The 13,765-nt window shown below is 75.1% G+C and carries 10 protein-coding genes; 6 read left to right on the forward strand and 4 right to left on the reverse strand.

Annotated elements, in window-relative coordinates; all coding sequences use genetic code 11:
- Nucleotides 1-2 precede the first annotated feature (2 nt).
- Both HD601_RS35720 and HD601_RS15135 read left to right on the forward strand, forming a co-directional pair.
- Nucleotides 3-1,004, forward strand: a complete 1,002-nt coding sequence (locus HD601_RS35720; protein WP_184823147.1) for a substrate-binding domain-containing protein — start codon at nt 3-5, stop codon at nt 1,002-1,004.
- Between the two features lie 127 nt (nt 1,005-1,131).
- On the forward strand, nt 1,132-1,908 hold the full coding sequence (locus HD601_RS15135; RefSeq protein ID WP_184823149.1) for a hypothetical protein: 777 nt from the start codon (nt 1,132-1,134) through the stop codon (nt 1,906-1,908).
- Nucleotides 1,909-1,942: 34 nt separating this feature from the next.
- Here the strand turns inward: HD601_RS15135 and HD601_RS15140 are convergent, their stop codons facing one another.
- Entirely contained in the window at nt 1,943-2,713 is a 771-nt protein-coding gene (locus HD601_RS15140; RefSeq protein WP_425503484.1) for a TIGR03089 family protein, read from the reverse strand.
- 66 nt (nt 2,714-2,779) lie between these two features.
- A complete protein-coding gene (locus tag HD601_RS15145) occupies nt 2,780-3,610 on the reverse strand; it encodes a hypothetical protein (RefSeq protein WP_221441004.1) in 831 nt (276 codons plus the stop codon).
- A gap of 45 nt (nt 3,611-3,655) precedes the next feature.
- Here HD601_RS15145 and HD601_RS15150 point away from each other — a divergent pair, with 45 nt between their 5' ends.
- Nucleotides 3,656-4,564, forward strand: a complete 909-nt coding sequence (locus HD601_RS15150) for a DNA-3-methyladenine glycosylase family protein (protein ID WP_184823153.1) — start codon at nt 3,656-3,658, stop codon at nt 4,562-4,564.
- A gap of 330 nt (nt 4,565-4,894) precedes the next feature.
- Here the strand turns inward: HD601_RS15150 and HD601_RS15155 are convergent, their stop codons facing one another.
- Both HD601_RS15155 and cofD read right to left on the reverse strand, forming a co-directional pair.
- Nucleotides 4,895-6,115 (reverse strand): coenzyme F420-0:L-glutamate ligase, encoded by a 1,221-nt coding sequence (locus tag HD601_RS15155; RefSeq protein ID WP_184823155.1) that lies wholly within the window; start codon nt 6,113-6,115, stop codon nt 4,895-4,897.
- Complete coding sequence (gene cofD, locus HD601_RS15160) at nt 6,112-7,089, reverse strand: 2-phospho-L-lactate transferase (protein ID WP_184829898.1); 978 nt, start codon at nt 7,087-7,089, stop codon at nt 6,112-6,114. The genes HD601_RS15155 and cofD overlap by 4 nt, the downstream gene beginning before the upstream one ends.
- A 405-nt stretch (nt 7,090-7,494) precedes the next feature.
- Here cofD and HD601_RS15165 point away from each other — a divergent pair, with 405 nt between their 5' ends.
- From HD601_RS15165 to HD601_RS15175, 3 genes are all read left to right on the forward strand, one after another.
- Nucleotides 7,495-7,764, forward strand: coding sequence for a WhiB family transcriptional regulator (locus tag HD601_RS15165; protein WP_053208237.1), 270 nt, complete (start codon nt 7,495-7,497; stop codon nt 7,762-7,764).
- Nucleotides 7,765-7,985: 221 nt separating this feature from the next.
- On the forward strand, nt 7,986-12,074 hold the full coding sequence (locus HD601_RS15170; RefSeq protein WP_184823157.1) for a glycosyltransferase: 4,089 nt from the start codon (nt 7,986-7,988) through the stop codon (nt 12,072-12,074).
- Nucleotides 12,071-13,606 carry a DUF5719 family protein gene (locus HD601_RS15175; RefSeq protein WP_184823159.1) on the forward strand — a complete coding sequence of 512 codons (1,536 nt, stop codon included), beginning with the start codon at nt 12,071-12,073 and terminating at the stop codon, nt 13,604-13,606. Before HD601_RS15170 ends, HD601_RS15175 begins: the two co-directional genes overlap by 4 nt.
- The last annotated feature ends 159 nt before the right edge of the window (nt 13,607-13,765 follow it).

Here is a 13,765-nt window from a genome sequence, read left to right on the forward strand (position 1 = left end):
CCGTGGAGGACGTGACCATCTACGACGTCGCCGAACGCGCGCACGTGAGCATCTCGACGGTGTCCCTCGCCCTGAACCACCCGGGGCGGCTCAAACGGTCGACGCTGGAACGGGTGCTGCAGGTCGCCGACGACCTCGGCTTCGTGCCCAAGGAGCGCGCGGTGGTCCGGGCCCGCAAGGGCGTGCACCGCATCGCCGCGGTGGCGCCGTTCACGTCGTACCCGAGCTTCTCGCGGCGCCTCGCGGGGGTGTTCGACGAGCTCGGCGACAGCGGCGAGCAGCTGGTGGTCAGCGACTGCGCGGACATCGCCGTGTCGACGTCGCCGGTGCTGGCCAGCATCCCGGTGCGCGGGCACGTCGACGGGCTGCTCAACCTCGGCGTGCCGCTGGACGAGAAGATCGGCGAGCGGCTGCGGCAGCGGCTCCCGACGGTGCTGCTCGACACCCGCTACCCGGGGCTGCCGGACATCTCCGTCGACGACCACGAGGGCGGCCGGCTGGTCGCCGAGCACCTGGCCGGGCTCGGGCACCGCACGGTCGCGTTCCTCAACGAGGTCGAGACCTACCCGTTCCAGTCACCGCCCGTGCTCCGGCTCGCCGGGCTGCGCTCCGTGCTGGGCGACGACGGCGTCGTCGAGATCACCGTCCCGCGCGGCACGTCGGCCGGTGCCGCGGCCGTCGGACGGCTGTTCGCCGACTCCGAGCTGCGCTCACGGGTGACGGCGGTCGTGGGCTGCCGCGACCTGGTGGCGCTCGGGGCGCTGGCCGAGCTGCGCCGCCGCGGTGTCGAGGTGCCGGGCTCGATGTCGGTCGCCGGCTTCGACGACGACCCGGTAGCCGAGACGCTGGGCCTCACCACCGTCCGGCACCCGTTCGAGGAGTCCGGCCGGCTGGCGCTGCGGACGCTGCGCCGCATGCTCGCCGCGCCCGGCACCCCGATCGAGAGTCAGCTGCTGCCGCTCACCCTCATGCCGCGCTCGACGACGGGGCCGGCCGCGGGCTGACCGAGCCGGCTCATGCGTGCATTGGCGCCGAGCAACCTTCCCGGCGCCTCGTGCGTGGTCCAGGCAGGGGCGTGGCCAACGCCCCGGTCGTCAGACACCAGCGGGCACATTCTGCAGGGGAGTCGCCATGTCCACATCCATCGAGTCCACCCCCGAACCCGAGGCCCGAAGCCGCCGCAGCCTCCTGCGTGGCGGCGCCGCGGTCGCCGCCGGCGTCGCAGGCGCCGCGGTCGTCGCGGCCGCGCCCGCCGAGGCCGCCACCGGCAACCCGGTCATCCTCGGTCGCGACAACACCTCCGGTGCCGGATCGACACGGATCCGCTCGGCGTCCAACCCGCCCACCGTCGTCATCAGCAACGATGGCTACGGCGCCGGCGCGCTGGTCACCGGCCGGCTCGGCAACGGCATCGCTGCCGGCACCCACCGTGCGGACTCCTCCGGGCTGTCGGCGGCCAACTACTCCGAGTACGAGGGCCCCGGCTCCGCGGTCGCGGCCAGTGGCGGGGTCAACACCGGCGTGTCGGCCCGGACGTCGGGCTCCGGCAAGTTCGCCGTCAGCGCGTTCCACTCCGGGTCCGGCCAGTCCGACGAGGGCGGCGCCATCTCCGCCCACACCATCGGCAGGCCCGGCATCGTCGTCTCGACAGAGCACGCCTCCGCGCCGGCGGTCGTCGCCGTCAACCTGGGCGACGGCGACGCCCTGCTCGCCCAAGGGGTGGTGCGGGTCGACGGATCGCTGTACGTCAGCGGCGACCTCGTGGTCGAGGGCACGCTGTACTGCGACGACGTCCAGCCCATTCCGGCGGCGATGCGGCGCCAGGTGCGGGCGGACGCCGAGGCGGCCGCGGAGTCCGCCCGGGCGCAGGCGGAGTCGCTGCGTCAGGGCGGGGCCGCGACCGACTGATCCCCGGTCGGCGGGGACGGGTGGCGGTGGTCGTCTAAGCGACGGCCGCCGTCACCCGCTCGGCGTCGACGCGGCGGGCGCGGCCGGCCGGGTCCTCGTGCCGCACCAGCACCGCCGAGCCGCCGACGACCAGAGGCACCAGCAGGGCGTCGATCAGGGCGGTGCCGAGGTCGTCGGTGGCGACCAGCAGGCGGGCGCCCGGACCGGCGCCGAGCTGCTCGGCCCGCTGCCGGGCGCGGTCGACCAGGCCGCCGAGCGTGTGGACGGTGCCGGCCTGCTCGAGCGCCGGCTCGGCGTCGTCGGGCGGGGTCAGAGGCACGAACCGGTCGGGGTAGCCGGGCACCTCGACGGCGTAGTCGGTGACGCCGGGCGGCAGCGGCGTGGTGAACCGGCCGCCGAGCGGGCGCAGCGCCAGTCCCACGACCTCGGGGGCGCTGCCCGCGGCCGCCTCGACGGCGTCGGGCCCGGCGACCGCCACCCGGACCCCGTCGGGACCCTCGCTGCCGCCGTCGTCGCCGTCGTCGCCCGGGAGCACGACGCAGGCGCCCACGGACCAGCACGCGGCCGCCCAGGCGAGGGCCTGCCAGTGGGCGGGGAGCCGCAGCGCGACGCGGTCGCCGGCCTCGGCGTCGAGGCCGGCGGTGAGGAAGCCCGCGGTCTTGGCGACCCAGTTGTCGAAGGTGATGGCGGACAGCTCGACGCGCTCGCCGGTGGCGTCGTCGTAGAACGTGAGGAACGGCCGCGCGCCGTCGCGGCGGACTTCGGTGCGCAGCAGTTCTGCCGGGGTCTCACTCATGCGCCCCAGCCTACGGTGACGACGGCGTCGCGCTCAGACAACGGGGCGGCGCCGAAACCGCAGGCCAGCGGGCGTCTAGCGAGTGAGCCGCCCGACCAGCTGGACGGCGCTGCCGACCGGGCGCCACACCTGCGGGTGCTCGGCCGGCCAGGCGTAGCTCGGGGCACCGCCGGACAGGAAGCCGCTGATCCGCGGGTCGCGCAGCTCGGCGGCCGCGAAGTCGTAGAGCCGCTGCAGCCGCGGCACGATCACCCCGTAGTCGACCAGCCGGCCGAAGCCGTTCTCGGCCCGCAGCACCTCGTCGATCGTCAGGCCGTCCAGCGGGTACCAGTCGGGCAGGATGTTGCGCAGCGACAGGAACCAGCCGGTCCCGCGGCGACGGGGATCGCCCAGCACCGCCGCCGCCGGCCAGAGCGGCCCGAGCGCCGTCCGGGGCGCCGCGACCAGGCCGTGCGCGAAGAACACCCGCAGCAGCGCGACGTCCATGAAGAACCGCTCGACCTCGTGTTCGTCCGCCGCCAGCCCCCGGTGCTCGACGTAGCCGGCGACGATGCTGCTGTTGTGGGCGCGGTACCACCGGCGCGGCGACGGGTTCGCGAGGAACCGCAGCCACTGCTCGACGGCGGGGCTGCAGTCACGGGGCGTGTCGTCCGCGTCGCCGGAGTCGAGCAGCGCCGCCGCCTCCCACCCGTCACGCAGCAGGCCCTCGTTGACGGCGCGCCACCACGGGCTGCCCGACGGTCCCAGCACGCCGCGCCGCGCCTGCCAGCGCATGAACGCCAGCTGCGCCCGCCCGTACGCGCGGATGCCCGGCCGCCGCGCGTAGAACTGCGTCGCCAGCGCGAGCCGCGCCCCGACGTCGTCGCGTACGGCGGCCACGCGCTCCGCGGCGTCGGGAACCCCCACGGGACGAGTATTCAGGGTGTCGGAGGGTCGTGCTTGACTGGATGGGTGTTGGAGAGGACGTGGCGGCCGCGGGGCCCGGTCGACGTCCTGGCGACGCTCTCCGTGCACCAGCGCGGGCCGTCCGACCCGGCGTTCCAGATCGACGCGCGCGGACGGGTCTGGCGCACCTGCCGTCCCGGCGGCGACCCCGCCACCGTGTGCATCGCGCGGGCCGCCGGCGGCGAGGTGACGGCGACGGCGTGGGGCCCCGGTGCGGCGGCCGCTCTCGACGCCGTCCCGCGGTGGCTCGGCGCCGAGGACGACGTGGCGGGCTTCGCGCCGGAGCACCCCGTGCTCGCCGAGGCGTTCCACCGGTTCCCCGGCACGGTCATCGGCCGCACCGGGCTGGTCATGGAGGCACTGGTCGCGGCCATCCTCGAGCAGAAGGTCACCGGCACCGAGGCCTACCGCGGCTGGATGCGGCTGCTGCGCAAGTTCGGCGAGCCCGCGCCGGGCCCGACTCCGGCGCGCATGCGCGTGATCCCGCCGGCCGACCTGTGGGCGAAGATCCCGTCCTGGGACTATCACCAGGCCGGCGTCGGCCCACAGCGCTCGCGCACCATCGTCACCGCGGGGCGGCATGTGGCGCAGTTGGAGGCTACGGTCGGCCTGGGCTCGGCCGAGGCCGATCGGCGGCTGCGGGCCATTCCGGGCATCGGCGTGTGGACCTCCGCCGAGGTCCGGCAGCGCGTGTTCGGCGACGCTGATGCGGTGTCCGTGGGCGACTACGGGCTGCCGCACGCGGTGGCCTATGCGCTGACGGGGTCGCGGCGGGGTTCGGATGAACTGATGCTGGAGCTGCTGGAGCCCTATCGCGGGCACCGGCATCGGGCGTGCGTGCTGTTGCTCCGAGCCGGGGCGACCCCGCCGCGTCGGGGGCCTCGGGCGCCGGTGCGCGACTACCGGGGCATGTGAGGTTCGTGGGGGACGGGGGAGTCTGGCGACGGGCGGGTGGTCGCCGGCCTGCTGGGTCCTCGATGGCTGGACCGTCTTCACTGACGCCAGGCGACTTCACTAGCGAGAGTCGTCCTCTGACCTCGCGTGGGGGCGCAGAAGTCGGTTCTGGCCGGTGAAGTCGGCTCTGCGTAGTGAAGTCGCGGTCTGGCGTGCTGGTCTGCTGTCACGTCGTGGTCTGCCGTCACGCGAAACGCCCGAAACGGGCCCGCATACGTGACGTGGGACAAGGACGTGACGGGAGACCAGGACCTCGTCACCCCCGGCCAACCCCACAAACCCGGCAGAACCTCACAGCGTGACGGTCACCGTGGCCACGTCCACCGGCGGATGATCAGCGGCGGGTTCGGCGGCGTGCCCAATGGCGACCGCCCCGATCGGGGTCCAGCCCGCGGGCAGGTCAAGCTCCGCCGTCGCCGCGGACAGCGCCGGGTCGGGGAACAGCCAGGCCGACGCCAGTCCTTCGGCTCCCAGCGCGATGAGCAGGTTCTCGACCGCCGCACCCAACCCCAGCAGCGCGTCGGACCCGTCGACCAGGCAGGGGACGACGACGTAAGGCGCCGTCGCCAGCAGCCCGGCCCCGTCCAGCGCGCCCGCCAGCCGTCGCCGGGCCGCGTCGGACTCGAGGAGCACGAACCGCCAGGGCGGTGTGTCGATGGGCCAGGGGGCCGAGAACGCGGCCGCCACGGCCTGCCGCACGACCGCGCCGTCGACCGGCGACGGCGTGAAGGACGACGCCGTCCGCCGGGCCAGGACGGCCGAGCGCATGGCCTCGGGGGTCCCGAGGCGGAACCGGTCCTCGGCGCTCGGCCGGATGAGAGCCGAGATGCCGCCGTCGTCCTCACCGGGTTCGAGCAGCAGGTGCGGCAGTCCACGCACCACCGCGACCGGGACCCCCGAGAGCTTCGCGCGGACCAGCTCCGACGCCGCCGCCAGCTCGTCGGCCAGCGCCACCACCGTCACGCCCAGGTCGTTGCCGTAGGGATCGACGCTCCCGCGGAGATCGTCCACCGAACGAACCCCCGCCGATCCCACCGCGAAGTCCGTGACCCCGTTGCGCCACACGCGCCCGGCGGTGTCCGTCACCACCACACCGACCCGCACGCCGAACCGCGAGGCCAGCCCGTCGCGCAGCCGTCGTGCCGAGCCGTCGGGGTCGACGGGCAGCAGCACGATCGAGCCGAGCTCGACGTTCGAGGCGTCGACGCCGGCGGCGGCCATGACGAAGCCGTGGCGGGTCTCGACGATGCGGGTGCGGCCGCGCGGCGTGGTCCACTCCGAGATGGTCCGGACCGCCTCGGCGTCGATGGCGGCGTCGCGGTCGAGGCCTGACACGATGCGACCCTCGGCCTTGCTCACGATCTTGCTGGTGACGACGACGATGTCGCCGTCGCGCAGGGCGTCGCCCGGCGGGGCCGACTCGAGCGCCGTCGCCAGGACGTCGACGAGGTCGTCGCCCGGCCGGACCTCGGGGATGCCGGGCAGCCCGAAGGCCTCGTACCGCGTGCTCACCGAGCCCGCACCTCCTCGGCGAGGTCGAGCGCCGCGCGGGCCATGGCGGCCGCGGCGTCGACGTCGGTCATCCAGAGCGGGACGGCGGCGCAGCGCACGCCGGCCGCCTCGACGACGGGCACGGCATCGGCGTCGACGGTGTCGACCAGCCAGCCGTCGAGCAGATCCGCGAACAGCTCGGCCACGCCGGCCGCCGTCGTCGGCACTCCGATCGCCTGCAGCGCGGCGTCGGCCATGCCGCGAACCGGTGAACCGCCGATGATCGGTGAGAGGCCCACGACGGGGGCAGTCGCAGCCCGGACGGCGTCGCGCACCCCGGCCACCGCAAGGATCGGGCCGATGCTCACCACCGGGTTCGACGGCGGCAGCACGATGACATCGGCCGAAGCCAGCGCGTCCAGCACACCCGGCGCCGGCTTGGCCTGGTCGGCCCCGACCAGCACGATGCGCCGGGCCGGAACCTCGGCGTGCAGCCGGACCCACCACTCCTGGAAGTGGATCGCCCGCTCCGAAGCGCCGTCGTCCTCGGACCCGGACGCCGAGGCGACCACGACGTGCGTCTCGACCCGGTCGTCGGTCATCGGCAGCAGCCGCACCCCGGGCTGCCACCGGTCGCACAGCGCCTCCGTCACCGCCGACAGCGGGTATCCGGCGGCCAGCATGCGGGTGCGGATGAGGTGCGTCGCGAGGTCGCGGTCGCCGAGCGTGAACCACTGCGCCTCGGCGCCGTACTCGGCGAGCTCGGACGCGACGGCGAACGTCTCGCCCGTGCGGCCCCACCCCTGCGACTCCTCGATGCCACCGCCCAGCGTGTACATGACGGTGTCGAGGTCGGGGCTCACGTGCAGGCCGTGCAGCGTGATGTCGTCGGCGGTGTTCCCGATGACGGTGACCTGGGCGTCCGGCGCGGCCCGCAGGAGCCCCCGAAGGAACCTGGAGCCCCCGATACCGCCGGCCAGTGCGGTGATCCTCAGCACAGCCCCGACCGTACCCGGTGCCACCCGCGGGGCCCCGCCGCGCCCGGTCACCGAGACGCACGGAACCAGAACGACCGGCCCGGACGTCACAGGGATGGCTCGCTTGGAGTGGTCCGAATCGGGTATTCGGCCGTCTGGCGTGCCACCGCCGGGAGCGCCTAAGCTCCCGGCTCGAACCGCCCCGGACCGTCCTCAGGACGCGTCAGGGACGGGTCGGGGCGCAACGGGGAACCGGGGCGCCGGCAAACGAACGGAGATCTTTAGCACGGTTCCGCTTGACGCGCACGTATTGCACTCATGTAATTTCGAACGTGTCGTTCAGTGTTTCTGCGGCCTCGACCACCGCAGGAGCGCTACGGGGGCCGGCTTCGAGCCGGAGAACCAGGTCGAAGGAGGCGAGCCATGACCGAGTGGGACGGGGACCAGGTAGACCTGCTCTGGGGCGAAGCCGAAGAGATGAGTTGGCAAGAGCGGGCGCTGTGCGCCCAGACTGATCCGGAGGCGTTCTTCCCTGAGAAGGGCGGGTCCACCCGTGAGGCGAAGCGGGTCTGCACCGGATGCGAGGTCCAGGCGGAATGCCTGGAGTACGCGCTGGCGCACGACGAGCGTTTCGGCATCTGGGGCGGACTGTCCGAGCGGGAGCGGCGGAAGCTCAAGAAACGGGCTGTCTGACGATCGTCCGGCCGGTCGCCGAGTAGCTGAACTCTGTCGTTCTCAGGTTCAGCGCGTAAGGTTGGCGGTCGGCGCACGGGGTTGCCCGGCCGAGGCATGCTTCGGCCGGGACCGCCAAGTGAGGTGGCGGCCGACCGCGAGGTCTGACGCCAGTCTCCGACAGTTCCGTGTGCTCGCAGACCGAACCGCTGGAACGACGACGAGGCATGGCACCGGACCCCTTGACCGCAATCGACAACGGCAGCACGACACCCAGCGTCTATTCCGACCCTGGCATCGGCGCCGACGCCGCACTTGACGCGTTCGCCAGCGACATCGGCGAACCGGAGCCGGTCGACCCCACGGCACTGCTCACCCATGACGTCACGGCCGTGCTCGTCGCCCACGACGGCAGCCGCTTCGTCCACCGCACGCTCGAGGCGGTCGCGGCGCTGCGCCGTATGCCCGATCGCATCGTCGCCGTCGACACCGGCAGCCGCGACGAGACCGAGCAGATCCTGACCTCCACCCTCGGCGCGCCCTCCGTCGTGTCCATGCCGCGCTCGACGGGGTTCGGCGCGGCCGTCGCCGCCGGCGTCGCGGCCGGCGACCAGATGGCGCAGGCCATGATGGGCACCGGCGGACTGCGGCGGTCGGACCAGACCCGCTGGATCTGGGTGCTGCACGACGACAGCGCCCCGGCGCCCGACGCGCTGGCGCGGCTGCTCGAGGCCGCCGTCCGCCGTCCCGACGCCGGCATCATCGGGCCGAAGGTGCTCGACTGGCGCGAGGGCCGGCAGCTGCTCGAGATCGGCCTGACGGTGACCGGTGGCGGCCGCCGTCACACCGGCCTGGACCGCCGCGAGTACGACCAGGGCCAGCACGACACCACGAAGAACGTGCTGGCGGTCGGCAGCGCGGGCATGCTGATCCGCCGCGACGTGTGGGACGAGCTGGGCGGCTTCGACCCGTGGCTCACCATCTTCCGCGACGACGTCGACCTCGGCTGGCGCGCCAACGAGGCCGGCCACCCCGTCGTCGTCTGCCCCGAGGCCGTCGTCTACCACGCCGAGGCCGCCGCGCACGGCCGCCGGCGGCTCGGCGCCACCCGCGACCGGCCGCACCTGGCCGACCGCCGCAACGCCATCTACGTCCTGCTGGCCAACACGCCGGCGCGCTCGCTGCTGTTCGTGCTGCTCCGCGTGCTCTTCATGAGCCTCGGCCGGTCGCTGACGTTCCTCGTCGGCAAGCAGCCGGCCCTGGCGTTCGAGGAGCTCGTGGCGCTGCTGGCGGTCATCGGCCGGCCCGACGTGCTCATCCGGGCGCGGGCTCGGCGCCGGCAGACCCGCCGCAAGTCGCCGTCGCAGCTGCGCTCGCTGTTCCCTCCGCGCGGCCAGCAGCTGCGGCACGCGGGAGAGAACGTCCTCGGCATGATCACCGGTTCCAGCAGCGGCGCCGGGCACGACGTCACCGGCGGCCGCCGCGCTGCCAGTTCCGACGGCGACGACGAGGACACGCCGCCCGGCGACGACACCTGGATCCTGCGCTTCCTGCTGCACCCGGCCGTGCTGATGACCGCCGCGCTCATCGTGGTGACGCTGGTCACGGTCCGCGGCCTGATCGGGTCGGGCCGGCTGTTCGGCGGCGCGCTGCTGCCCGCACCGGGCGGCGCCGGCGACCTCTGGCAGGTCTACACCGAGTCGTGGCACGGCGGCGGGCTGGGCAGTGCGTCGGCGTCGCCGCCGTACCTCGGCATCGTCGCCATCGTCGCGACGGTGGTGCGCAACGCCTCGCTCACCGTCGACCTCCTGCTCATCGGGTCCGTGCCGCTGGCCGGCCTGACGATGTACCTGCTGGTCCGGCGGCTGGTCGGGTCCAAGCTGCTGCGGGTCTGGGTCTCCGCCACGTACGCGCTGCTGCCCGCGACGACGGGCGCCATCGCCGCCGGCCGGCTGGGCACCGCCGTCGCCGCCGTGCTGACGCCGCTGCTGGCGCTCGCGGTCATGCGCACGCTCGGCTCGCCGGGCCGGCCGGGTCCCGGCCGGGCCGCGTGGAGCGCCGGCCTGCTGCTGGCCATGGTCTCGGCGTTCGTGCCACTGGCCTGGATCATCGCGCTGGTCCTCGCGGGCATCGCGGCAGGGACGGTGTTCCGCGACCGCCGCGCGCTGCTGCGGCTGGGCGTCATGCTGGCCGTCACGCCGGTCGTGCTGATCCCGTGGACCGGCAGCCTGTTCAGCAACCCGATGCTGCTGGTCACCGAGGCCGGCGTGCCCGGGCCGGACCTCTCCGACCCCGAGCTCGCGCCGTGGTCGGTGCTGCTGCAGAACCCCGGCGGCCCCGGCAGCGCCCCGATCTGGCTGGGCGCCGGCATCCTGGTCGCCGCCTGGTTCTCCATGTTCCGCCCGGTGCGCCGGCTGGCCATCGCGGCCGCCTGGACGGTGGTCGGCGTCGCCCTGGTCGCGGGCATCGTGCTCTCACGCATCGCCGTCAGCGGCCCCACGCTCGAGACGCCGGTCGCCGGCTGGCCGGGGTTCGCGACGGTGGTCGTGGCCGGCGGCCTGCTGCTCGCCACGGCCGTCGGTGCCGAGGGCGCCCGCGAACGGCTCTCGCACGCCAGCTTCGGCTGGCGGCAGCCGCTCGCCGTCATCGTCGCCGCCGCGGCCGGGCTGGCCCCGATCGTCGCGGCCGGCTGGTGGGTGGCGCGCGGCGCGGGCGACCCGATCGAGCGCCGCGACGCGCAGATCCTGCCCGCCTACGTCGCCGACGAGGCCGCCCGTGCCGAGCGGGTGCGTACCCTGGTGCTCAGCCGCACCGACGACGGCCGCATCACCTACGCGCTGCTTCGCGAGTCCGGCCCCCGGCTCGGCGACGCCGAGACCAGTCCGCCGCCCGAGGAGTACGGCCCGCTCGACCAGGTGGTCGCCGACGTCGTCTCCGGCCGTGGCGGGGCCGACGGCGCCCGGCTCGCGGAGTTCGCGGTGCGCTACCTCTACATGCCGCGCCCGTACGACCCCGATCTCGCCGACACCCTCGACACCGTGCCCGGCCTGGTCCGCAGCAGCGCCCCCGAAGGCGCCGCGATGTGGCAGATCGACCAGCCCGTGGCCCGGGTGTGGATCACCGAGCCGCCCGCCGACGGCGCCGAGATCGCGCCGCTGGCCGCCGGCGACTCCGAGGTCGTCACCGTCCCGAGCGACGAGATCGACGCCGCCGGCCCGGTGCCCGAGGGCGCCGAGAACCGCCTCGTCGTGCTGTCCGAGCTGGCCGACCCCGGCTGGACGGCCACGCTGAACGGCACCGAGCTCCAGCCCACGACGTACGCCGGCTGGGCGCAGGCGTTCGAGCTGGGCCCGCAGGCCGGCGACCTGGTCGTCGAGTACGAGGGCAACCGGCGCGCGTTCTGGCTCTGGTTCCAGCTCGGCGCGGTCGTCGTCGCCGTCGTCCTGGCGCTGCCCGGCATCCGGCGCGAGCGCGGCGCCGTCGACGACGCCGCCGACCTCGAGCCCGAGGACGACGCCGCGCCGCGGCCGCCGCTCGAGCCGGTCGGTGTCGGCGCGGGTGCCGGCGAGGCCGCCCCGGTGGCGGCCCGATCGAGCCGACGGCGGGGGTCCCGACGGGGTGAGCCGGCGGCCGAGCCCGCGGAGCGCAAGCCGCGCCGGCGCGAGCCGTCGCCGTCGCCGCGACCGGAGCCGACCCCGCCCCCGGAGCCGACGCCGCGCCCGGAGCCGGCCCCGTCGCCGTCCCCGCAGGCGCGACCGGCGGCGCCGGACCCGGCCCCCGTCGCCGATGCCGGTCTGCCGTGGCTGCCCGGCGGCGAGCGCATCCCGGCCGAGCGGCCGTCCGAGCGCCCGCCCGCCGAGCGCCCGCCCGCCGAGCGCCCGCCCGCCGAGCGCAGCCCCGTCGAGGCCACCCAGCAGTGGACGCCCGGCGACCCGCTGACCGATCCCGCGTTCGCCGAGCCGCAGCCGGAACCGGCGCCCACGCCGCGTGCGCGGACCCCGCGCAAGCGGACCGGACGTGCCCCGGCGGAGCCGGCCGAGCCCTTGCTCCCGGCCGAGCCCACGCCGTCGGCCCCCGGCGAACCCGCACCGCACGCCGTCGGCGACTGGGACCCGTTCGCCCGCGCCGGAGCCGACGACGACGCGCCGCGGGCCTCGCTGACCGACGCCTACAAGGGCCGCCGGGCCGGCCGCGCGGCCGAGGAGTCGTCCGGCGCCGGAACTGACGACGCCGCGGGCGGCCGGTCCCGGCGCACGCCCGGCAAGCGCGCGGCGGGCAGTCGCGGTGCTGGCAAGCGGGCGAAGTCCCGGCGGCAGGAGGACGAGCAGTGATCAGCGCACGATGGGCCGGCCTGGCGGTCGGCGCCGGAGTGGCCGTCGTGGTCGGCGGGGCGACGCTCATCGGGCCGCCCGACTCCGTCGTCGACGACCACCCGGAGGTCCGCGAGCCGGTCGTCCGGTCGACGCTGGTGTGCCCGTATGTCGACGGCGAGGACGTCGGCATCGCGGAGCTCGGCGTGCTGGCGCTGCCCGGCGTCGACGTCCCCGAGGCCACCGGTGCGGAGCAGCCGCCCATCACCGTCCAGGCGCTCGCGCTGCCGCCGGATCCCGAGGACCCCGAGGCGACGGCCGAGCCGACGGAGCCGGCCGAGCCGCCGGAGCCGCTGCTCAGCCTCACCGAGCGCGGCATTCCGAGCATCACGTCGGTCGAGACCGGCGCCGGCACCTCGTTCGCCGTCACCGGCCAGGGCGCCCTGGCGCCGGGTCTCGCGGCAGAGCAGACGCTGATCACGCAGGAGGCCGACCTCCGCGGCATCAGCTCCGCCACGTGCACGGCGCCCCGGCGCGAGCACTGGTTCGTCGGCGCGTCGGGCGAGGTCGGCCGCCGCGGCCGGCTGGTCCTGGCCAACCCGACCGACGTGCCCGCCGTCGTCGACATCGAGCTGTGGGACGAGGCCGGGCCCATCGACGCGCCCGGCACCCAGGACCTCGGCGTGCCCGCCCGCAGCCAGCGGATCCTGCTGCTCGACGCGCTCGCGGCCGGGTCGGTGACCACCGCCGTGCACGTGCGCTCGAGCCAGGGCCGCATCTCGGCCGCGCTCGAGCTGCGCGAGACGTCGGAGATCACGCCGCAGGGCATGACCTACGTCCCGGCGGCCGTCGCGCCGCGCCGCGACCTCGTCATCCCCGGCATCCCCGGGTCGGGGCAGCGCAGCCTGCGCATCGTCGCGCCCGGCACCACCGACGCCATCGTGTCGCTGCAGGTCCTCGGGCCCGATGGGGCGTTCAGCCCGGTCGACCAGGACGTCCTCACCGTCACGGCCGGCACTGTCACCGACATCCCGCTGGACAGCGGCGCCGATCCCGCCGGCATCCGGCTCGAGAGCGACGAGCCCATCACGGCGTCGGTGCGGGTGGTGCAGGCGCCCGAGGACGGCCTGCCGGACGTCGCCTACACGACCGCCAGCGAACCCCTGACGGGACCGACGCCGGCGCTGCTCAGCCGGGCGGCGTCCGGGTTCGCCAGCGCGCTGCTGCTCAGCTCCGCCGTCACGACGACCTCCCGGGTCACCGTCCAGACGCTGGCCGCCGACGGCACCGTCGCCGCCGAGGAACCGCTCGAGATCCCCGCCGGCGCGACCGTTCCGGTGGCCATGACCGCCCAGGGCGACGCCGCGAACGCGACGGTCATCGTGGTCCCGGAGTCGCCCGGCTCCGTGGTCGCCGCCCGCCTCACCGCCGCCACCGACGACGACGGCTCACTGCTCGACCTGCTGCCCCTGGTGTCGCCGACGGTCGAGGTCGACGTCCCCGAGGTGGTCGGCGAGCTCCCCGACGTCCCGGAGCCGGCCGAGTCCCCCTGAGGTTCTGCCGGGGTGGTGGGACGGGGAGACCCTGGGGACGCCTCGCCGTGTGCATGCGGTCCGCCGGGGCTGTGGACAGCGATGATCATCAACGATCGCGTACATCACGAGGATTACCCGAGCCTCGACACGATTGCAGGCGTGTTGAGGCTCGGGTAA

Origin of the sequence: Jiangella mangrovi (assembly GCF_014204975.1) — a bacterium.
GTDB lineage: Bacteria > Actinomycetota > Actinomycetes > Jiangellales > Jiangellaceae > Jiangella > Jiangella mangrovi.

Excerpts from the sequence above, each read along its gene's own strand:
- HD601_RS15165 (WP_053208237.1), top strand. The coding sequence starts at position 7,495 with ATGACCGAGTGGGACGGGGACCAGGTAGACCTGCTCTGGGGCGAAGCC.
- HD601_RS15135 (WP_184823149.1), top strand. The coding sequence starts at position 1,132 with ATGTCCACATCCATCGAGTCCACCCCCGAACCCGAGGCCCGAAGCCGC.